We start from the raw sequence: 21465 nt of genomic DNA, 5'->3' as shown, positions 1-21465 counted from the left end.
CACCCCAACCCTGGCTGCGCGCCCCGCTCCTCAGGGAGAGGGAGCAGTCCGTGCCGGCTAGTGCCGACGTTTCATCCTGCACCGAACGGTCCCCTCTCCCCTTGGGAGAGGGCTAGGGTGAGGGATGGCCCAAGCGCAGAGGTATCTCGTAGGAGCGGACTCTGTCCGCGATGTTTCAACGTCGCAGCGAGGTTCGCATCGTTCACCTTCGGCGCGGCGTAACTAACCGCTCAGCCCAGCAACGTAGGGCGGATAACCCGGCACGGGTTATCCGCCGTGGCGGATAACGCCTGGGGCGTTATGCGCCCTACGGGGTGTCATCGACCCGCGTTCAGCCCAGCAGCGCCACATCCCTGCGCAACTCGCGGGCGGCCGCGACCATGTTCACCAGTGCGGCTTCCGTCTCCGGCCAGGCGCGGGTCTTCAGGCCGCAGTCGGGGTTGACCCAGAGGCGCTCGGCGGGAATGCGCTGCGCTGCCTTGCGCAGCAGCTTGACCATCTCGTCCTTGCCCGGTACGCGCGGCGAGTGGATGTCATACACGCCGGGGCCGATCTCGTTGGGGTATTCGAACTTCTCGAAGGCTTCCAGCAGCTCCATGTCCGAGCGCGAGGTCTCGATGGTGATGACGTCGGCGTCCATGGCGGCGATGGATTCGATCACGTCGTTGAACTCGCTGTAGCACATGTGCGTATGGATCTGGGTGTCGTCGCGCACCCCGGATGCACACAGACGGAAGGCCTCGGTGGCCCAATCGAGGTAGCGGCCCCAGTCGCTGCGACGCAGCGGCAGGCCTTCGCGGAAGGCGGCCTCGTCGATCTGCACGATGCGGATGCCCGCGGCTTCCAGGTCGACCACCTCGTCACGGATCGCCAGCGCCAGTTGCCGCGCCTGCGCTTCGCGGGAAATGTCCTCGCGCGGGAAGGACCACATCAGCATGGTCACCGGGCCGGTCAGCATGCCTTTCATCACCTTGCGGGTGAGGCTCTGGGCGTAGCGGATCCACTCCACGGTCATCGCTTGCGGGCGGCTCAGGTCGCCGTAGATCACCGCCGGCTTCACGCAGCGCGAGCCGTAGCTCTGTACCCAGCCGAAGCGGGTGAAGAGGTAGCCGTCGAGCTGCTCGGCGAAGTACTCGACCATGTCGTTGCGCTCGGCCTCGCCGTGCACCAGCACGTCCAGCCCCAGGTGCTCCTGGATTTCCACGGCGTGGCGAATCTCTCTGTGCATCGCCTCGGTGTAGTCGGCGGTGCTGAGCTTGCCCTGCCGGAAGGCCTGGCGCGCCAGGCGGATGGCCGAGGTCTGCGGGAAGGAACCGATGGTGGTGGTGGGGAAGTCCGGCAGGTTCAGCCTGGCGCGCTGCTCCACGATGCGCTCGGCAAACGGCGACTGGCGCTGGCTGTCGGCGGCTTGCACGGCGGCCAGGCGCGCCTTCACTTGCGGCTTGTGGATGCGCGGCGATGCGGCGCGGCTGGCCTGAATGGCGCGGCTGCGCTCGACGGCGGCGAGGGTTTCCGGGGCGTCGGGCTGATTGACGGCGCGGGCGAGGAGCGCGACTTCGGCGCACTTCTGTACGGCAAACGCCAGCCAGCTCTTCAGCTCGGCATCCAGTTGGTCTTCGCGCTCCACGTCCACCGGGCTGTGCAGCAGCGAACAGGAGGGCGCGACCCAGAGGCGCTCGCCGACCCGATCATGGGCGTGGCGCAGCACCTCCAGGCTTTTCTCCAGATCGCAGCGCCAGACATTGCGGCCGTTGACCACGCCGAGGGAGAGAATCTTGTAGGCCGGCAGGCGGTCGAGGATGCTCGGGAACTGCTCGGGCGCGCGCACCAGGTCCAGGTGCAGGCCGTCCACCGGCAAGCCGGCGGCCAGCCCCAGGTTGTCATCCAGGCCGCCGAAATAGGTGGCCACGAGTTTCTTCAGCGGCTCGCTCTGCAGCAGGTTGTAGGTGCGTTCGAAGGCGTTTTTCCAGTCCTGCGGCAGGTCGAGGGCGAGGATCGGCTCGTCGATCTGCACCCATTCGACGCCCTGGGCGGCGAGGCGGCGGAAGATCTGGCCGTAGAGCGGCAGCAGGCGCTCGACCAGGTCAAGCTTGTCGAAGTCGCCGCCCTTGGTCTTGCCCAGCCAGAGGTAGGTCAGCGGGCCGATCACCACCGGCTTGACGTTGTGACCAAGCGCCTTGGCCTCATCGACCTCTTCGAACAGCTGTTCCCAGCTCAGTTCGAACTGCTGGTCGGCACTGAACTCCGGGACCAGGTAGTGGTAGTTGGTGTCGAACCACTTGGTCAGCTCCAGTGCAAGAACGGGTTGCCCATGGGCGCCGCAGCAACCGGCACTGCTGTCGTTTCCAACAGCACCACGCGCCATGGAAAACAGCGTCTGCAGGGTCGGCCTGGCGCCGCCATGCGAGCGGAAACGCTCGGGGATCACGCCGAAGGTCAGCGAGTGGGTCAGGACCTGGTCGTACCAGGCGAAGTCGCCCACCGGCAGCAACTCGATGCCGGCGTTCTTCTGCACCTGCCAGTGGGCGGCGCGCAGCTCGCGGCCAACGGCGCGCAGGCCGGCTTCATCCAGTTCACCCTTCCAGAAGGCCTCCTGGGCCTTCTTCAGCTCGCGGTCGCGGCCGATGCGGGGAAAGCCGAGGTTGTGTGCCAGCGCCATGTGAATCTCTCCAATGAATCAACGATGGGGAAATTCTCCCGGCGCAAGCATCATGAGACAAACTCAATGTTCTCGTGATGAATACAAGAAATCTTCATGTTGAGCTGCGCGGGTGAGCACTTCGCAGCGCCGCGCCATGGGCAATGCCTCCAGGCTGCCTCGCCCTTACTCGTTGCCGCGCATCTGCCGCGCCAGCGCCCCTGGCGAGGTGCCGAGCTGGCGCTGGAACAGCTCGATGAAGGCCGAGGTGGATTCGTAGCCCAGCTCACCGGCAATCAGCGTGACCGCTTCACCGCGCTCCAGCTTCGGCAGCGCCGCCAGCAGCCGGACGCGCTCGCGCCACTGGCGGAACGACAGCCCGGTCTCGTCGCGGAACAGCCGCGCCAGGGTGCGCCGTGAGGCGCCCACGCGCTGTGCCCAGTCTTCGATGCCCAGGCGCTCGCCGGGGTGTTCCTGCAGGTGATCGGTGACCCGCCGCAGCCGGGCATCGCGCGGCAGCGGCAGGTCCAGGCCGGAGTCCGGCGCATTGTGCAGTTCATCCACCAGCACCTGCATCAGGCGGGCTTGCGGGCCTTCGTCGGGGTAGTCGCTGGCGAACTCGCTGGCGCGCTGGATGAGGTTGTCGAGTAGCGGCGAGATCTCCACCACGCGGCACGGGCCGAGCCCCGCGGCGATCTCCGGGGCCAGGTAGAAGCTACGGAACACCACGGCCGTCCGTGCCCTTACGCTGTGGGATACGCCTGCCGGCAGCCACATGGCGCGGCGTGGCGGGATGAGGCAGGCGTGCTGCTCGGTGCTGGCCTCCAGCACTCCGCTGGCGGCGTACATCAGTTGCCCCCAGGGATGGCTGTGCGGCTCCACGCTGTGGCCGGCCGGCATGTCGAATGCGCGCAGCCACACGGGCCGGGGCAGGGTGGTGAAGCCGGGAAGCGCCAGAGGATCCTGTCCCGTCGACGGCATAGCTTGTCTCTCTCACGGAAGTGGGCCACGAACTGCCGATGGTAGCGTTTTCTCCGGCCCAAACCAGCCCGTAATGAGGAAAACGCATGAGCAGCCATCGTCCGCAACAACGCCTTTCAGTACTGGATATCCGCCAACGTCGCGACGCCGGCAGCCTTGTGGTACTGACCGCTTATTCAGCACCCATGGCGCGCCTGCTCGACCCGCACGTCGACATTCTGCTGGTGGGCGATTCACTGGGCATGGTGCTTTATGGCATGCCGCATACCCTGGCCGTCAGCCTGGACACCATGATTGCCCACGGTGCTGCGGTGGTCCGTGGCTCGCAACGGGCGTGCGTGGTGGTGGACCTGCCATTCGCCAGCTACCAGGCCTCGCCACAGCAGGCCTTCCTCGCTGCTGCGCGGGTACTCGCCGAGAGCGCCGCGCAGGCGGTGAAGCTCGAAGGCGGGGTGGAGATGGCCGAGACCATCGCCTTCCTGGTCGAGCGTGGCATTCCGGTGATGGCGCATGTCGGCCTGATGCCCCAGAAGGTCAACGCCCTCGGTGGGTTCAAGGTGCAAGGCAAGGACGAGCAGGGCGCTGCCCGGGTACTGCGTGACGCCGAAGCCGTGGCCGCCGCCGGGGCCTTCAGCGTAGTGCTCGAAGGCGTGCTGGAACCACTCGCGCGGCAGGTATGCGAGCGTCTGGAGATACCGGTGATCGGCATTGGCGCCTCGCCCGCCTGCGCCGGGCAGGTGCTGGTGAGCGAGGACATGCTGGGGCTTTCCGGCGAGCAGATTCCGCGCTTCGCGCAGCAGTACGTGCGGGTGGATGAGCTGATCAGCTCCGCGGCCGAACGCTTTGCCAGCGAGGTACGCGCGGGCCAGTTTCCGCAGGCGCGACATTGCTTCGGGATGAATTCATCCCGCTGAGGCGGGAGCAAGGGCTGGATCATCGCGGACGGAGTCCGCTCCTGCGAGATACCTTTGCGCGTGGGCCATCCCTCACCCTGGCCCTCTCCCAAGGGGAGAGGGGACCGTTCAGAAACCTGCGGGCTGCCCCCTCTCCCTGACGGGGCGCGCAGCCAGGGTTGGGGTGAGGGGGAAGACGCAGCGACAGACTATCCAGAAAAGACAGTTGCTCCTGCGAACGCTGACGTCTGCCTAGGAGCGGACTTCGTCCGCGATCGTCTCCGGCATTGCATGGCGCCAGGTGTTGTGGCGCGTCAGACCCACTCGGTGCTGCGCTTGCGCCGCACGCGCAGCATGGTCGGCAGGATCAGCCCGGCGAGCAGGCCGGCTCCGGCTATGCTGCCGCCGTAGGCCATGTAGCGCATCAGCACCTGCTTGTTCTCGTCGCCCAGTTGCGCCTGGGTGTCGCGTAGCTGCGAGCGTGCCTGGTTCAGCTCGGAGTCCAGCGCAGAGCGCGCCGCCTGCAGTTCGTCGATGAGTTTCTTGCGTGCGTCCAGGGTTTCCTGCATGCCCTGCACGCGGTTTTTCCAGCTGTCGTCGATGGTCTGCAGCTGGGTGCTCAGCTCGGTGACCTTCTGCTCCAGCGCCGGCAGACGTTCGGCCTGGCCGGGTTTCTCCTGCAGGTCCTTGCTGGCGATCCACACCGTGCTGCCGCTGTCGCTGCGCACCTGGCTGTAGTCGCCGGAAGTGCTGACCAGCTGGACCTTCTGCCCGGAGGTCAGGGTGCCGACGATGCGGTAGCCGTCGGTAGGGCCGCTGCGCACGTAGGTGCTCAGGCTGTCGTTCACCCAGCGCGCGCTGCTGGCGGGCTCCTCGGCCTGGGCCGGAGCGCCGGCTGCCAGCAGGCCGGCGAACAGGCAGGCGCCGATGGCGCGGGTCTGGAGGGGAGAAACTCGTGCGGGGAAGCGACGCGATAGGGACATGGGCAATCTTCACATGACTTGGAACGAAACCCGCCTTGCGGGAGCGAAAACGTCGGCCGGGCGTTTTATTTGAAACGAAGGGTTCAGAACCAGCCGGGTGGCCAATGGCCAGGAATCCCACCCGGTGGGCCGACAGCACACAGACAGTCGTCGGATGCCGAGAGTTCACCGGTAGGAAATTGCACGGATGAGTGGTGGAAAATGCGAAGACCCAGGCCGCCCATGGACGCTTCGCCGTGATGGCGAGGCGTCCATGGGGCCGGCTTCAAGGCTTGCGGATGTTGACCAGGGTGGCGCCATCACTGGCGTTGCGGAACTCGAAGGAGACCTTGTCGCCCACTTTCAGGCCCTCGAGCTGTGCAGCGGTGGCCTTGAAGGCCATGGTCATCGGTGGCCAGTGCAGCGCCGCCACCGGGCCATGGGCGAGGGTAACGAGGTGGCGCTCGGCGTCGATCGCGCGGACGCTGCCTTCGGCGCTGGCGGTCGGCGCTTGCTGGGCGCTGTCCATGCTCATGTCGTCCATCTTCATGCCGGCCATGTCTTCGGCCAGGGCGGAATGGGAGAGGCCGAGCAGCAGGGCGCCGAGGGCGATCAGTGGGGTTTTCATGGGATGTCTCCAGGTTGGTTTTGGCTGGTTGCCGGTAGCTGACGACGGCGCATCAGCCAGTAGGCGGCGGGGATGACGAAGAGAGAAAGCAGGGGCGCGGTGAGCATGCCGCCGACCATGGGCACGGCGATGCGACTCATCACCTCGCTGCCGGTGCCGCTGCTCCAGAGGATCGGCAGCAGGCCGGCGACGATCACCGCCACGGTCATGGCCTTGGGGCGCACGCGCTGGACCGCGCCCTCGCGGATCGCCGCGAGCAGCGCGGATGGCTGGTTGGCCTGGGGCTGCTCGGCCCAGGCGTTCTTCAGGTAGACCAGCATGATCACCCCGAACTCCGCCGCCACGCCGGCCAGGGCGATGAAGCCGACACCCGTGGCTACCGACAGGTTGAAACCCATCAGGTACAGCAGCCATACCCCGCCGGTGAGGGCGAAGGGCAGGGTGGCCATGATCAGCAGGGCCTCGTCGATGCGTCCGAAGGTCAGGTAGAGCAGCACGAAGATGATCGCCAGGGTCGCCGGGACGACCAGCTTGAGGCGGGCGTTGGCGCGTTCCAGGTACTCGAACTGTCCGGAGTAGCCCAGGCTCATGCCCGGGGCGAGGCGTACCTCGCGCTCCACTGCCTGGCGCAGGTCCGCCACGACCGAGGCCAGGTCACGGCCACGAACGTCGACGTAGACCCAGCCGGAGAGGCGGGCATTCTCGCTCTTGAGCATCGGCGGCCCCTCGCTGATGCCTATTCGTGCCACGCTGCCGAGGGTGATCTGGCCACCCTGGGTGGTGTAGATCGGCAACTGGCGCAGCGCGTCCAGCGAGTCGCGCCATTCGCGCGGGTAGCGCACGTTGATCGGATAGCGGGCGAGTCCTTCCACCGTTTCACCGACGTTCTCGCCGCCGATGGCGCTGCCGACGATGGCCTGCACGTCGGCGATGTTCATGCCGTAGCGCGCCGCCGCCTGGCGGTCGATGTCGACGTCGATGTAGCGCCCGCCGGTCAGGCGTTCGGCCAGCGCCGAGCTGACGCCCGGCACCATCTTCGCCACTCGCTCCACGGCCTGGGTCGCGCGGTCGATCTCGGCCAGGTCGGTGCCGGCGATCTTCACCCCGATGGGACTCTTGATGCCGGTGGCGAGCATGTCTATACGGTTGCGGATCGGCGGGATCCAGATGTTGGTCAGGCCCGGCACCTTCACCGCGCGGTCCAGTTCCTCCACCAGCTTTTCGCTGGTCATGCCGGGTCGCCACTGGTCCCTGGGCTTGAAGCGGATGGTGGTTTCGAACATCTCCAGTGGCGCCGGGTCGGTAGCCGATTCGGCGCGCCCGGCCTTGCCGAACACGCTGGCGACTTCCGGCACGCTGCGGATCAGCCGGTCGGTGCGCTGCAGCAACTCAGAAGCCTTCTGCGCGGAGAGCCCGGGCAGGGCCGAGGGCATGTACAGCAGGTCGCCTTCGTCCAGTGGCGGGAGAAACTCGCCGCCCAGGTGGGACAGCGGCCACAGCCCGGAGAGGAACACCAGCGCTGCCACCGCCAGCGTGCTGCGTGGCCGGCGCAGTACCGCGTCCAGGGCCGGCTGGTAGAGGCGGATCAGCCAGCGATTGAGCGGGTTGCGCTGCTCCGAGGGCAGGCGCCCGCGAATCCAGTAGCCCATCAGTACCGGCACCAGGGTGACCGACAGCCCGGCGGCGCCGGCCATGGCGTAGGTCTTGGTGAAGGCCAGCGGGCCGAACAGGCGACCCTCCTGGGCTTGCAGGGTGAACACCGGGACGAACGACAGGGTGATGATCAGCAGGCTGAAGAACAGCGCCGGGCCGACCTCCACGGCGGCCTCGGTCATGACCTTCCAGTGCCGCTCGCCGACCAGTGGGACGCCGGGGTGCTGCTGATGCCAGGCCTCGACGCGCTTGTGCGCGTTCTCGATCATCACCACCGCCGCGTCGACCATCGCACCGATGGCGATGGCGATGCCGCCAAGCGACATGATGTTGGCGTTGATCCCCTGGTGCCGCATGACGATCAGCGCGATCAGCACGCCCACCGGCAAGGACACGATGGCCACCAGCGACGAGCGCAGATGCCAGAGGAAGGCCGCGCACACCAGCGCCACCACGAGGAACTCCTCGATCAGCTTGTGGCCGAGGTTGCTCACCGCGCGGTCGATCAGTTGGCTGCGGTCATAGGTGGTGACGATCTCCACGCCCTCGGGCAGGCTCTTCTTCAGCTCCTCCAGCCTGTCCTTCACCCGCGTGATGGCTTCGCGGGCGTTCTTGCCGCTGCGCAGGACGATCACCCCGCCGACTGCCTCGCCTTCGCCGTCCAGTTCGCCGATGCCGCGGCGCATTTCCGGGCCGAGCTGCACACTCGCGACATCGCCCAGGGTGACCGGGCTGCCGTTGCCGGCCAGGCGCAGCGGGATCGCCCGAAAGTCGTCCAGGCTCTTCAGGTAGCCCGAGGCGCGCACCATGAATTCCGCCTCGCCCAGCTCCAGCACAGCGCCGCCGGTTTCCTGGTTGGCCTTGCCGATGGCCTCGATCACCTGGCCCTGGGTGATGCCCAGGCTGGCCAGTCGAAGCGGGTCGAGCAGCACCTGGTACTGCTTGACCATGCCGCCCACGGTGGCGACTTCGGCCACGTCCGGCACCGTCTTCAGCTCGTACTTGAGGAACCAGTCCTGCAACCCCCTCAGCTGGGCCAGGTCATGCCGGCCCGTGCGGTCCACCAGGGCGTACTGGTAGATCCAGCCGACCCCGGTGGCGTCCGGGCCGAGCGTTGCCCTTGCCGTTGGCGGCAGGCGCGACTGCACCTGGTTCAGGTACTCCAGCACCCGCGAGCGGGCCCAGTAGAGGTCGGTGCCGTCATCGAACAGCACATAGACGAAGCTGTCGCCGAAGGAGGAAAAACCGCGCACGGTCTTAGCTCCCGGCACTGACAGCATCGTGGTGGCCAACGGGTAGGTGACCTGGTTTTCGACGATCTGCGGCGCCTGCCCCGGATAGCTGGTACGGATGATCACCTGTACGTCGGAGAGGTCCGGCAGCGCGTCGATCGGCGTGCTGCGCAACGACCAGAGGCCCCAGGCGACGATGAACAGAGTGGCCAGCAGCACCAGCAGGCGGTTGGCCACCGACCAGCGGATCAGCTTGGCAATCATGGCTGCGCCTCCTGCCGGCTCACTTGCTCGATCACCAGCCCGGTATCGCCCTGGCTGACCCCGAAACGGATGCGGTCACCGACCTTCAGCCCGTCCGCCAGGCCGGCTCGGGCCAGGGGGAAGGTCATGGTCATGCCAGGCATGCCCAGGGTGTGGAAGGGGCCGTGGCTGATCGTCAGCCCCTGGGCATTGATTGCGACGATCCGGCCCTCGGCTTCATGCAGCGTGGATGTGCTTGCGCTGGGGACGGGCAGGACGTCCGTGCGGGTTTCGATGCCCTTCAGGCTGGCTTCCGAATCGATCAGGAACTGCCCGGAAGCGACCACCCGCTGACCTTCCTCCAGGCCCTGGAGCACAGCCACCTGGCCGCCGTTCTCCTGGCCGAGGCGTACCTCCACGGGGCGGAAGCGGCCGTGGTCCTCGGCGAGCATCACCAGGTTGCGCTTGCCGGTGCGAATCACGGCTTCGCTGGGAATCTGCAGCACGTCGGACTCCCCGGCGAGAGCGAGGCTGACCTCCACGGTCATCCCCGGGCGCAGTTGGCCATCCGGGTTGGGCAGTTCGATGCGCAGGCGCAGGGTGCGGCTCTGCTGGTCGTTCTCCGGCAGGATGCTGGCCAGGGTGCCCGTCACCGGACGATCCGGGAATGCCGGCAGGCGAGCATCGACCGGCTGGCCGATCTTCAGGCCAGCCGCTTGTGTTTCCGGCACCGCTGTTTCCAGCCAGACCTGTCCCAGACCGTTGATCCGCGCCAGTGGTGCGCCGGCGGGCAGGGTCATGCCGCTACGCACGTTCAGTTCGCGGATCACCCCGGCAATAGGCGAACCGAGCGTGATCACCGGGCGCGCCCGGCCGCTGCGCGCGACCTGGACAACCAGCGCGGGCGGCATCCCCGCCAGCAGCAGGCGCTGCCGCGCCGCTTCGCGCAAGGTCGGCTCCGCGGTGCCCTGCAGGGCGAGATATTCCTCCTGCAGGCCGGCCCACTCCGGGACCAGAATGTCGGCAACCGGCGCGCCGGCCTTTACCACGTCGCCGGGCGCCAGGGCGTAGGTGCGTTCGACGAAGCCGCCGGCCCGCGTCTGCAGCAGTGCCACGTCGCGGTCATTGAAGGTCAGCAGGCCGGTAACCTGCAGCTTGCGATCGAGCCTGCCGTGGCCGACCGAGGCCAGGCGCACGCCGAGATTCTGCTGGATGCCCGGTTCCAGGCGAACCGCCGGCGGGCCGCTGTTGCTCTCATCGTCGGCGTAACGGGGCACCAGTTGCATGTCCATGAATGGCGACTTGCCCGGCGCATCGAAGCGCTGCTGCGGGACCATCGGGTCGTACCAGTAGAGCGCCTTGCGTTCCGCGGCCACACCGCTGGTTTCCGCTGCCGGGGTCGATTGTCGCTGGGCGAACCAGTAGCCGCCGGCGCTGCCGGTGGCCAGGGCGAGCAACAACAGTGCGGAGGTCTTCAAGGGGAGCCGGTTCATGCGCGTACTCCCTCATAGGTGAAATACAGGCGCGCGGCGACCTGCGCCAGGGAGCCCAGCAGGTCAATCTGCCGGAGCCGCTCCTCGAGCAATTGCTGGCGTGCACCGAGCACTTCGCCGAGCTGCAGCTTGCCGGCGCGATAGCTGGCAGTGGCCAGGCTGGCCTTCTCCTCGGCCAGCGGCAGCAGCGTGGCGCTGCTGCGTTCGACGGCGCGCTGCAGGCGCCGGTATTCGGCGAGGTCGTCTGCCAGTTGTTGTTCATGCTCGCGGGCCAGGGCCTCGCGCTCGGCATCCAGCTGGCGAACCTGGGCGCGGCGGGCGGCGATCTTCGGGTCCTGGCGGGTGCCGCTGAACAGCGGCAGGTCGAAGCTGACCTGCAGCGTCATCATGTCGCCGAATTCGCGGCCACGATGCTGGTAGTCCACCTCCCAGCTCCAGTCCGGCTTCTTCTCCGCCACGGCTTCGCGGACCAGCGCTTCGGCCTCGCGGGTCATCGGCCCGTAGGCGGCGAGCTCCGGGTGCTGGTGCAGCGCCTGCTGGTAGTGGGGCGCGTCGATCGACCAGCGCGGGAAGTCGCCGCTGAGCGTCTGCGGCGCGTCCTCGCCGATCCAGCGCTTGAGCGTCGCCCGGGCCCGGGCCTGCTGGCTCAGCAGATCATCCTTGCGCTCGTCGAGCAGCGCGGCTTCCTGGCGCGGCAGCACCGCGTCCACCGCGCTGGCGCCGCCACTGGCCAGGCGCGCGCGGACGCTGGCGTCGAGCAGCCGGTTTTCGCGGTAGAAGTCGTCGAACATCGCCAGCTTGCGTTGCAGCGTATAGGCCGCGATCCAGGCCTGCGCGAGGGCGTTGCGGACCTTCAGGCGCTCCACGCCGGCCTCGGCGTCGGCGCGTTCGACGGCGGCCTGGGCGGTCTCGATGCGGGCCTTGCGCTTGTCGCGATTGGGCACCTCCTGCATCAGGCCAACCATCTGCATGCTCATGTTGTCGCGCTGGGTGGTCCAGCGCTCCTGTCCCTCGATGGGGATGTTCTGCAGGCCGAGGTTGAGCTTGGGGTCGGGCAGTTCGCCGGCCGGAATGGCGGCGCTTTTCGCCGCTGCGAGTTTTTCGCTCTCGGCGAGCAGGGAAGGGGCGTTGCGTTCGGCCAGCAACAGGGCGTCGTCCAGCGACAGGGACGCACCCTGGGCGGACAGGCTGGACAGCAGCGCGAGCAGCAGCCAGCCCGAATGGATTCGGACGTGAGTCACGATGGGGATTCCTCTGGAAAACCAGCGCACGGGCGCAAGCCACCCGGCAGCCTTGAGGGCCGCGGGCGGGGTTCAGGTCGGGAGAGGAATCAGGCGCAGGGAGGTCGCCAGAGATCGGCGGGAGCCTGGCTCAGTACGAGGGGGTTGTAGCGTGGCGCAATCTGCGCTGCGGCAGGGTGCTGCGGGGCATTCAGGAGGCTGACCTGGAGCAGGCTGCTGGTCTTGCACTCCTGGCCGCTCTTGCAGGCCTTCTTGCCGTGCGGGGTCATCTTGCCCGCGTCCTGGCAGCAATCCTGATCCATGCCGGCCATCTGGCTCATGCCCTGTTCCTGCATCGGACAGGGTTCGGCCGGCGCCTCGAAGCCCGCCATCCCGGTGAGGGGAAGCGCAAGGCTGAGCCACAGGATGATGAAGAGCCGCAGGCGACGAAGCATGCCGCGCAGTTTAGAACCTTCCCCTGGGGCAAGGTCAACGGCGGCGGCGCCTGGATAACCGAATCGTCATGCTTGCCTCAGCTTCCCGTTAGGGGCGGCCTCTTAAGGTGGAGTCACTTTCAACCACCCGTGAGGTGACTGCCATGCAACGCTCCCGCATCCTCCTGATCGCTGCCCTGATGGGCGCTTCTTCCCTGGCGCTGGCCGACGGCGGCGGCGACATTACCTTCGCGCGCATGGAGCAGGCCCGCCTGCAAGCCATGCAGGCCCGCCAGGACGCGCCTTCGCCGACGCAGGTCGCCGAGGCGAAGCAGTACACCTACGGGATGAACCTGGACATCGCCGAAGTCGTGGCGGTAACGCCGATGAGCAGCGACTGCGGCGTGGTCCCGGTGCAACTGCGCTACAAGGATTCCTTCGGCGAGGAGCAGGCCATCGAGTACCGCACCGAGCGCGTCGCCTGCCGCGTGACCCGCTGATTCAGTCGGGCGAGGCGGGGAATTCCAGGAGGAAGCGCGTCGGCCCTTCCTCCGAGCTCTGCGCGCTGGCCGCGCCCAGGTGCAACTCCATGATCGAACGCACGATGGCCAGCCCCAGGCCCGTGCCGCCCTGCGCTCGCGAGCGGCCCTTGTCCACCCGGTAGAAGCGCTCGAACAGGTGCGGCAGGTGCTCGGCGGCAATGCCCGTTCCGGGGTTTTGCACCTGCAGAGTTACGGTCTCATCGTCGTTGCGGACCTGCACGCTGATGCGCTCGCCCGCGGGCGTGTGGCGGATGGCGTTGGACAGCAGGTTGGAAATGGCGCGCTGGATCATCAGGCGATCGCCGACGACCCGCCCATGGCCGTCGATGCTGATGCGCAGCGACTTCTCTTCGGCGCTGAAAGCGAACAGTTCGGCGACCTTCGCGGCTTCCTCTTCCAGCTGCACCGTCTCCTGCGGCAGCAGCGCGCGCGGGTGGCTGACCTGAGCGAGGAACAGCATGTCGCTGACGATCCGGCCGACCCGTTCCAGCTCCTCGGTACTCGCGGCCAGCACCGCTTCGTACTCTTCCTTTTGCCGCGGTCGCGACAGCGTCACCTGCGCCTTGCCCAGCAGGTTGCCGATGGGCGAGCGCAGCTCGTGGGCGAGGTCGTCGGAGAACTGCGTGAGCTGCTGCACGCCGCCATCCAGCCGGTGCAGCATCAGGTTCAGCGCTCGCGCAGCCTTGCCCAGCTCCCGTGGCAGGTCCTGCACGGGAATGCGGTGGCTGAGGTCCTGGGTGGTGATCAGCGAGGCCACCTGGCCGAACTGCCGCAAGGGTTGCAGGCCGCGCTTGGCCACCAGGCGCGCGCCGAGGGCGATCAGCAGCAACAGCAGCGGCACCGCCAGCCAGGCCGAACGCAGGAAGGCGCCGAGCAGGGCATCGTCGTCGCGGCGATCCAGGCTCAGGAATACCCGCAGGGTGTTGCCGTCGCGCAAGCGGATCAGGCTGCGCTCGGTGAGCAGGCGGCGGCCGTCCGCCGAGCGCCAGGCAAAGGCGCGGCCACTGCCGGCGAACCCATCGAGCACCGGCAGGTCGCGAGTCGGCCCGCTGCTGAACTGCGCCGGCTGCCCGCGTCGCTCATCGAGCAGCGCGGCGCTCAGGTTGTCGTGGCCCATCAGTTGGTCCTGCAGGGCATGGCCGCGCAAGGGCAGGGCGGCGAGACCCGGATCGGCGTCGAGGGCGTGGCGCAGTTGCCCGAGCTTGTCCTCCAGCTCGCGGTGGGCGCGCTGGTCCAGTTGGTGGTCGAGGGCGAGGTAGGCCAGGCTGAGCAACAGGATCATCAGCACCGAGCCCAGCACGCCGACCCACAGGCCGATGCGCAGCGACAGGCTGGCCGGCTTCATGCGCGGGACTCCAGCACGTAGCCGACCCCGCGCAGGGTATGGATCAGCTTGTCGGCAAAGGGATCGTCGATCTTCGCGCGCAGGCGGCGGATGGTGACTTCCACCACGTTGGTGTCGCAGTCGAAGTTCATGTCCCACACCAGCGAGATGATCTGCGTACGCGAGAGCACTTCGCCGCTGCGGCTCATCAGCAGGTGCAGCAGGGCGAACTCCTTGCTGGTCAGGTCGATACGCTGGCTGTCGCGGTAAGCGCGGTGGCGCCCGGGGTCGAGCTCCAGCCCGCCGATCTCCAGCACCTGGGGCTGGTCGATACGCTCGCTGCGGCGCATCAGTGAACGCACGCGGGCCAGCAGTTCGGGGAATTCGAAGGGCTTGAGCAGGTAGTCGTCGGCGCCCAGGTCGAAGCCCTTTACCCGCTCGGTGAGTCGGCTGCGGGCGGTGAGCATCATCACGCGGATGTCGCTGTGCTGGCGCAGGCTGGCGAGTACGTCCCAGCCATCCATCTGCGGCAGGTTCACATCGAGGATGACCAGGTCGTAGGCGCACTGTCGGGCCAGGTGCAGGCCGTCGACGCCGTTGTCCGCGCGATCCACCACATAGCCGCTTTCGCTCAGCCCCTGTTGCAGATAATCGGCCGTCTTGTGGTCGTCCTCGATGAGCAGGATTTTCATGGATAGTTACCCGGTAATTACGTGGAGAGTGGTGCCGCAGGCGCAGGAAAGTTCATGCCGCCGGTGAAAAGCGCGGGCAGTCTAGAAGCTGTAGCGACTTCAGGGTCAATCGTGCAGGGGTCGCATTTGGTATCGCAGTTGAAGGCTTCAAAGTTATGCAGGTGGCTGTCCTGAAAGGATTTTTCAGCCGTCAGAGAGTTTCTCGGAATGGCGCGAATTGTTTCCTGAAGTTACCTGGAAGTGGCACAAAGCCTTTTTAAATACATACAACGGGAAGTCGCTGGATGGCCAATTACATGTTTGTAATTATCCAGTCACCTTGTCGCTAGAGAGGCACTTCTAGATTCGCCGGTGGAAATGACGGAATACCGTCGAAGTTGACTCCACCGTGCGAGGTTCGCTGTGTTTTCAAGACGTTCTGGATTCGCCGCCTGGGCAACGCTGCTGGCGCTGCTGCTGGGGCAGTTCCCGGCCTGGGTGCAGGCCCGCGAGATCGGCATCGAGGATGCCTTGCAGGCCGCCGCCAGCGGCAACCCCGAACTGGCCGCCAGTGCCCGGGAAATCGGCATCGCCCAGGGACTGCGCGAGCAGGCCGGCCTGCTGCGCAACCCGACGTTCTCCTGGGAGCAGGAAGGCACCGAGTCGCGCAATCGCACCACCACCCTCGGTATCAGCCAGCCGCTGGAGCTGGGCGGCAAGCGCGGTGCGCGGGTGGCGCTGGCCGAGCGCGGCCAGGAGGTGGCGGCCCTGGGCCTGGAAGCCCGGCGCAACCAGCTGCGTGGCGAGGTGATCGCGGTTTTCTACAGCGCCTTGCGGGCCCAGGAGCGCGAGCGCCTGGCACAGCAGTCGGTGGCGCTGGCGCAGCGTGGCGTGGTCGCGGCGCAAGGCCGCGTGCGTGCCGGCAAGGCAGCGCCGCTGGAGGCCAATCGTGCGCAGGTGCAACTGGCCGAGGTGCGCCTGGAACAGGACCGCGCGCGCCGCGAGCGGGCCGACGCCAACCAGGCGCTGGCCGCGCTGATGGGGCTGGCCTCGGCGGATTTCACTGGTGTGCGCAGTGACAGTGGCAAGCCATTGCCCGGGCTGCCAAGCCCCGATGAGCTGCTGCGTCGCCTGGGCGACAGCGCGCCAATGCGCCTGGCGCAGAGCCGTATCGATGAAGGCGAAGCCGCCGTGCGCCTGGCGAAGACCCAGCGGATTCCCGACCTCGACGTCAGCCTGGGCAGCCAGGAAGCCATCGAGGACGGCAACCGCGACCGCATTGCAGTGCTCGGCCTGAGCCTGCCGTTGCCGCTGTTCGACCGCAACCAGGGCAACATCCTTGCCGAGTCGCGCCGTGCCGACCAGGCCCGCGACCTGCGCAACGCCACCGAGCTGCGCCTGCGCCAGGAAACCCAGCAGGCGCTGCAGCAGTGGAGCACCGCCCAGGGCGAGGTGAATGCCTTCCGCCAGACCATCCTGCCCAGCGCCCAGAGCGCCGTGGAAAGCGCCACGCGCGGCTTCGAGATGGGCAAGTTCGGCTTCCTCGAAGTGCTCGACGCCCAGCGCACCCTGATCACCGCCCGCGACCAGTACCTGCGCGCGCTGGCTCAGGTCAGCGACGCCTGGGGGCGGATCGAGCGGGTTTACGGCGATGTCGGTGCGGCCCGTTAAGGCTCGCCGTGCCTGGTTCGGTTTGCTGCTCGTGGCCCTGACGCCATCCGCTGCCGCGCCGCCCGCGAGCCTGCCGCCGCACTGGTGCGTCCATGACCTCTTCAGCACCCTCCATCACCCTGCGGTGCCTGCGCCACGGCGCGGCGCCGACGGATTTTCCCCGGAGCTTCCATGATCAAGAAAACCCCACTTGCCGCCGCTGTACTGCTGGCCTCTGCACTGGGCGTCAGCGCTTACGCCTGGATGGGCAGCGAACAGGCTGACGGCAGCCATCTCGACGACGCGACCCATGCCGACGCTGAGCACCACAACAGCGCTGCACCGACTCGCCATGCCGAATCGGCGAACCATGCCGACGGCGAGCACCACGCCGCACAGGAAACCCAAGCCGAGGAGCAGGGGCTGCACCTGAGTCCGGCACAGATCGAAGCGGCCGGCATCCAGTTGGCCATCGCCGGCCCGCAGGCGCTGGACGAGGCGTTCAGCCTGCCCGGAGAAATCGGCTTCGACCAGGACCGCACCGCCCACGTCGTGCCGCGTACTCCCGGCGTGGTGGAGTCGGTGTCGGTCGAGCTGGGGCAGAGCGTGAAGAAGGGCCAGCTGCTGGCGGTGATCGCCAGCCAGCAGGTCTCCGAGTTGCGCAGCGAGCTGGCCGCCGCCCAGCGCCGGGCGAGCCTGGCAAGCAAGACCTTCGAACGCGAACGCGAGCTCTGGCAGGAGAAGATTTCCGCCGAGCAGGACTACCTTCAGGCGCGCCAGGACCTGGAGGAAGCGCGCATTGCCCTGGCCAATGCGCAGCAGAAGACCAACGCGCTGAGCGGCGTGTCGGTCAGTGCCGGTGGCAATCGTTATGAGCTGCGTGCGCCTTTCGACGGTGTGGTGGTCGAGAAGCACCTGGTGCCTGGCGAGGTGGTCAGTGAGACCACGGCGGCTTTCACGCTGTCCGATCTGTCGCGGGTCTGGGCCAGCTTCAGCGTGGCGCCGCAGGACCTCTCGCGGGTGCAGGTGGGCAAGCCGGCGCGGGTGGAGGCGGCGGACCTGGGCATGCAGGTCGATGGCCGCGTCAGTTATGTCGGCAACCTGCTCGGTGAGCAGACCCGCAGTGCGGTAGCCCGCGTTGCCCTGGCCAATCCCGATGGCGCGTGGCGCCCTGGTCTGTTCGTCAACGTGCGGGTGAGTAGCGAGGCACGCCAGGTGGCGGTCGCGGTGCCCGAGCAGGCGATCCAGGAAGTGGAAGGCAAACCCAGCGTGTTCGTGCGCAGTGCCGAAGGCTTCGACCCGCGCCCGGTCGACCTGGGGATGCGCAGCGCCGGCCAGGTGGAAGTGCTGGCGGGACTTTCTGCGGGTGATCAGGTGGCGGCCGCCGGCAGCTTCATTCTCAAGTCGGAGCTGGGCAAGAGCTCGGCGTCCCACGCGCACTGACGGGGCGAGAGCATGTTCGAACGCATCATTCGTTTCGCCATCGAGCAGCGCTACCTGGTGCTGCTCGCCGTCCTCGGCATGGCCGGCCTGGGTATCGCCAGCTACCAGAAGCTTCCCATCGACGCGGTACCCGACATCACCAACGTGCAGGTGCAGGTCAACACTTCGGCGCCGGGCTTCACGCCGCTGGAGACCGAGCAGCGCATTACCTACCCGGTGGAAACCGCCATGGCCGGCTTGCCGGGCCTGCAGCAGACGCGCTCGATTTCGCGCTCCGGGCTGTCGCAGGTGACGGTGATCTTCAAGGACGGCACCGACCTGTTCTTCGCCCGCCAGCTGGTCAACGAACGCCTGCAGCAGGCGCGCGAGCAGCTCCCCGAGGGCGTCGAGGCGGCCATGGGGCCGATCTCCACCGGCCTGGGCGAGATATTTCTGTGGACCATCGAGGCCGAGCCGGGCGCGCGCAAGGAGGACGGCAGCGAGTACACGCCGACCGACCTGCGGGTGATCCAGGATTGGGTGATCAAGCCGCAGTTGCGCAACGTGCCGGGCGTGGCCGAGGTGAACAGCATCGGCGGTTTCGCCAAGCAGTTCCAGATAGCCCCGGACACCCGCCGGCTGGCGGCCTACCGGCTGACCCTGGCGGATGTGATCGCCGCCCTGGAGCGCAACAACGCCAACGTCGGCGCCGGCTACATCGAGCGCAACGGCGAGCAGCTGCTGGTGCGCGCGCCGGGGCAGGTGGGCAGCCTGGAGGACATCGCCAACATCGTCGTGGCCAACGTCGATGGCACGCCGATCCGCCTGCGCAATGTCGCCGAGGTCGGCCTGGGCCGCGAGCTGCGCACCGGCGCCGCCACCGAGGACGGCCGCGAGGTGGTGCTCGGCACGGTGTTCATGCTGATCGGGGAGAACAGCCGCACGGTCGCCAAGGCTGCCGCGGCGAAGCTGGGCGAGATCAACCGCACGCTGCCGGCCGGGGTCAAGGCGGTGACCGTCTACGACCGTACGCAACTGGTCGACAAGGCCATCGCCACGGTCAAGCGCAACCTCACCGAAGGTGCGATCCTGGTGGTCGCGGTGCTCTTCCTGTTCCTCGGCAACATCCGCGCGGCGCTGATTACCGCCATGGTGATCCCGCTGGCCATGTTGTTCACCTTCACCGGCATGTTCAGCAACCGCATCAGCGCCAACCTGATGAGCCTCGGCGCGCTGGACTTCGGCATCATCGTCGATGGCGCCGTGGTGATCGTCGAGAATGCCATCCGCCGCCTGGCCCACGCGCAGCAGCACCACGGCCGCCTGCTCACCCGCAGCGAGCGCCTGCACGAGGTCTTCGCCGCCTCGAAAGAGGCGCGCCGTGCGCTGATCTACGGGCAGCTGATCATCATGGTGGTGTACCTGCCGATCTTCGCCCTCACCGGCGTCGAGGGGAAAATGTTCCACCCCATGGCCTTCACCGTGGTGCTGGCGCTGCTGGGCGCGATGATCCTCTCGGTGACCTTCGTGCCGGCGGCCATTGCGTTGTTCATCACTGGCAAGGTGAAGGAAGAGGAAAACCTGCTCATGCGTGGCGCGCGCCGCGCCTATGAACCGGTGCTGGACTGGGTGATGGCGCGGCGCGCGCTGGTGTTCGCCGGCGCCGCCGTGCTGGTGCTGCTTTCGGGGTTGCTCGCCAGCCGCATGGGCAGCGAGTTCGTGCCCAGCCTGGGCGAGGGTGACTTCGCCCTGCAATCGCTGCGCACGCCGGGCACCAGCCTGTCGCAATCGGTGGCCATGCAGGAGGCTCTGGAACGCCAGGTGCTGGACAAGGTGCCGGAGGTACAACGCATGTTCAGCCGCACCGGCACCGCGGAGATCGCCTCCGACCCGATGCCGCCGAACATCTCCGACGCCTACGTGATGTTGAAGCCCAAGGAGCAGTGGCCCGACCCGAAGAAGAGTCGCGCGCAGCTGGAAGCGGAAATCCAGGAGGCCGCCAACGGCATGCCGGGCAGCGCCTATGAACTGTCGCAACCGATCCAGCTGCGCTTCAACGAGCTGATATCCGGGGTGCGCAGCGACGTGGCGGTGAAGCTCTTCGGCGACGACATGACGGTGCTGAACCAGACCGCCGAGCAGATCGCCGGCGTGCTGCGCCAGGTACAGGGTTCGTCCGAGGTGAAGGTCGAGCAGACCAGCGGCCTGCCGGTACTCACCGTCAACATCGACCGCCAGCGCGCTGCGCGCTACGGGCTGAATGTCGGCGACATCCAGGACAACGTCGCCGTGGCCATCGGCGGCCGCGAGGCAGGCACGCTGTTCGAGGGCGACCGCCGCTTCGATCTGATCGTGCGTCTGCCGGAACACCTGCGCAGCGACATCGATGCGCTATCGCGCATGCTCATCCCGGTGCCGGCCCCGGCCAATGCTGCGGATTCGCGCATCGGCTTCATCACCCTGGGCGAGGTGGCGCGCCTGGAGCTGGTGCAGGGGCCGAACCAGGTCAGCCGCGAGAACGGCAAGCGCCTGGTGGTCGTGAGCGCCAACGTGCGCGGGCGGGATATCGGTTCGTTCGTCGCCGAGGCGAGCGGCAACATCGAGCAGCAGGTCAAGCTGCAGGCCGGCTACTGGACCACCTGGGGCGGCCAGTTCGAGCAGTTGCAGTCGGCGGCGCAGCGTTTGCAGATCGTGGTGCCGGTGGCGCTGTTGCTGGTCTTTACGCTGCTGCTGATGATGTTCAACAACGTCCGTGACGGGCTGCTGGTGTTCACCGGGATTCCCTTTGCCCTGACCGGGGGCGTGGTCGCGCTGTGGCTGCGCGACATTCCCTTGTCGATCTCCGCTGGCGTCGGTTTCATCGCGCTGTCGGGCGTGGCAGTGCTCAACGGCCTGGTGATGATTTCCTTCATCCGCAGCTTGCGGGAGGAGGGGCGCAGCCTCGACGAAGCGATCCGCGAGGGGGCGCTGACGCGTTTGCGTCCGGTGCTGATGACGGCACTGGTGGCCTCGCTGGGCTTCGTCCCGATGGCCCTGGCCACCGGCACCGGCGCGGAGGTGCAGCGGCCCCTGGCGACGGTGGTGATCGGCGGCATCCTGTCTTCGACCACGCTGACGCTGCTGGTGCTGCCGGCGTTGTATCGGTGGATGCACCGGCGGGATGAGGAGGCGCAGGTGGGCACGCCAACGTAGTGCGTATAACCGTTTGCGGTTATACGCCGCTGCACCTGTCGCGACTTGAGCTTTGTGGCCGAGCCAGGGGCCCATGTGCCTCAGGGCTTGCCCCCCAGCGGGCCGGAAATCTGCGCCAAACGGCGGATAACGCTGCGCGTTATTCGCCCTACAGGGCTGGTGCTGCCGGCGCTGTATCGGTGGATGCACCGGCGCGATGAGGGCTCCTGAGAGGGGAGTTCCAGGCGCCCATGGGGCGTATGAGCATTCACAGTCATACGCCGGATGGCCCGAAGCCTTCCGCGGTG

Annotated in this window: 15 protein-coding genes; 5 read left to right on the top strand and 10 right to left on the bottom strand. The window is 67.4% G+C overall.

Going from position 1 to position 21465, the window contains the following annotated elements:
• Positions 1-331: 331 nt before the first annotated feature.
• Both metE and N5C91_RS16160 read right to left on the bottom strand, forming a co-directional pair.
• Positions 332-2659 carry a 5-methyltetrahydropteroyltriglutamate--homocysteine S-methyltransferase gene (gene metE, locus N5C91_RS16165; protein ID WP_279830483.1) on the bottom strand — a complete coding sequence of 776 codons (2328 nt, stop codon included), beginning with the start codon at positions 2657-2659 and terminating at the stop codon, positions 332-334.
• 165 nt (positions 2660-2824) lie between these two features.
• On the bottom strand, positions 2825-3619 hold the full coding sequence (locus N5C91_RS16160; RefSeq protein ID WP_279830482.1) for a helix-turn-helix transcriptional regulator: 795 nt from the start codon (positions 3617-3619) through the stop codon (positions 2825-2827).
• 86 nt (positions 3620-3705) lie between these two features.
• Between N5C91_RS16160 and panB the strand changes: the two genes are divergently transcribed.
• Positions 3706-4533, top strand: coding sequence for a 3-methyl-2-oxobutanoate hydroxymethyltransferase (gene panB / locus N5C91_RS16155; RefSeq protein WP_236201060.1), 828 nt, complete (start codon positions 3706-3708; stop codon positions 4531-4533).
• 293 nt (positions 4534-4826) lie between these two features.
• Here panB and N5C91_RS16150 read toward each other — a convergent pair whose 3' ends face one another.
• The 6 genes from N5C91_RS16150 to N5C91_RS16125 all read right to left on the bottom strand — a co-directional run bounded on the left by N5C91_RS16150 (position 4827) and on the right by N5C91_RS16125 (position 12398).
• Complete coding sequence (locus N5C91_RS16150) at positions 4827-5495, bottom strand: TIGR04211 family SH3 domain-containing protein (protein WP_236174118.1); 669 nt, start codon at positions 5493-5495, stop codon at positions 4827-4829.
• A gap of 265 nt (positions 5496-5760) precedes the next feature.
• A complete protein-coding gene (locus tag N5C91_RS16145; RefSeq protein WP_236201059.1) occupies positions 5761-6102 on the bottom strand; it encodes a copper-binding protein in 342 nt (113 codons plus the stop codon).
• Positions 6099-9251, bottom strand: coding sequence for an efflux RND transporter permease subunit (locus tag N5C91_RS16140; protein ID WP_279830481.1), 3153 nt, complete (start codon positions 9249-9251; stop codon positions 6099-6101). Before N5C91_RS16140 ends, N5C91_RS16145 begins: the two co-directional genes overlap by 4 nt.
• Entirely contained in the window at positions 9248-10723 is a 1476-nt protein-coding gene (locus tag N5C91_RS16135; protein ID WP_279830480.1) for an efflux RND transporter periplasmic adaptor subunit, read from the bottom strand. The genes N5C91_RS16140 and N5C91_RS16135 overlap by 4 nt, the downstream gene beginning before the upstream one ends.
• Positions 10720-11964: a TolC family protein gene (locus N5C91_RS16130; protein ID WP_279830478.1), complete on the bottom strand. Its 1245-nt coding sequence runs from the start codon at positions 11962-11964 to the stop codon at positions 10720-10722. Before N5C91_RS16130 ends, N5C91_RS16135 begins: the two co-directional genes overlap by 4 nt.
• Positions 11965-12053: 89 nt before the next feature.
• Positions 12054-12398, bottom strand: a complete 345-nt coding sequence (locus tag N5C91_RS16125) for a hypothetical protein (RefSeq protein WP_279830476.1) — start codon at positions 12396-12398, stop codon at positions 12054-12056.
• Positions 12399-12541: 143 nt separating this feature from the next.
• Here N5C91_RS16125 and N5C91_RS16120 point away from each other — a divergent pair, with 143 nt between their 5' ends.
• Positions 12542-12877 carry a DUF2790 domain-containing protein gene (locus N5C91_RS16120; RefSeq protein ID WP_236174117.1) on the top strand — a complete coding sequence of 112 codons (336 nt, stop codon included), beginning with the start codon at positions 12542-12544 and terminating at the stop codon, positions 12875-12877.
• Between the two features lies 1 nt (position 12878).
• Here N5C91_RS16120 and N5C91_RS16115 read toward each other — a convergent pair whose 3' ends face one another.
• Together N5C91_RS16115 and N5C91_RS16110 are read right to left on the bottom strand one after the other, a co-directional pair.
• Entirely contained in the window at positions 12879-14264 is a 1386-nt protein-coding gene (locus tag N5C91_RS16115; RefSeq protein ID WP_279830474.1) for a heavy metal sensor histidine kinase, read from the bottom strand.
• The gene (locus tag N5C91_RS16110) at positions 14261-14935 is read right to left on the bottom strand and encodes a heavy metal response regulator transcription factor (RefSeq protein ID WP_279830473.1); all 675 of its coding nucleotides are present in this window, start codon (positions 14933-14935) and stop codon (positions 14261-14263) included. The genes N5C91_RS16115 and N5C91_RS16110 overlap by 4 nt, the downstream gene beginning before the upstream one ends.
• Before the next feature lie 441 nt (positions 14936-15376).
• Between N5C91_RS16110 and N5C91_RS16105 the strand changes: the two genes are divergently transcribed.
• The 3 genes from N5C91_RS16105 to N5C91_RS16095 all read left to right on the top strand — a co-directional run bounded on the left by N5C91_RS16105 (position 15377) and on the right by N5C91_RS16095 (position 21178).
• Entirely contained in the window at positions 15377-16585 is a 1209-nt protein-coding gene (locus tag N5C91_RS16105) for a TolC family protein (protein ID WP_347815399.1), read from the top strand.
• Between the two features lie 171 nt (positions 16586-16756).
• Positions 16757-18007, top strand: coding sequence for an efflux RND transporter periplasmic adaptor subunit (locus N5C91_RS16100; RefSeq protein WP_279830471.1), 1251 nt, complete (start codon positions 16757-16759; stop codon positions 18005-18007).
• Between the two features lie 12 nt (positions 18008-18019).
• The gene (locus tag N5C91_RS16095) at positions 18020-21178 is read left to right on the top strand and encodes a CusA/CzcA family heavy metal efflux RND transporter (RefSeq protein WP_279830469.1); all 3159 of its coding nucleotides are present in this window, start codon (positions 18020-18022) and stop codon (positions 21176-21178) included.
• The last annotated feature ends 287 nt before the right edge of the window (positions 21179-21465 follow it).

Origin of the sequence: Pseudomonas sp. GD03903 (assembly GCF_029840045.1) — a bacterium.
In the GTDB taxonomy this organism is placed as follows: domain Bacteria; phylum Pseudomonadota; class Gammaproteobacteria; order Pseudomonadales; family Pseudomonadaceae; genus Pseudomonas; species Pseudomonas pseudonitroreducens.
This window is presented reverse-complemented; position numbering and strand designations above follow the sequence as displayed.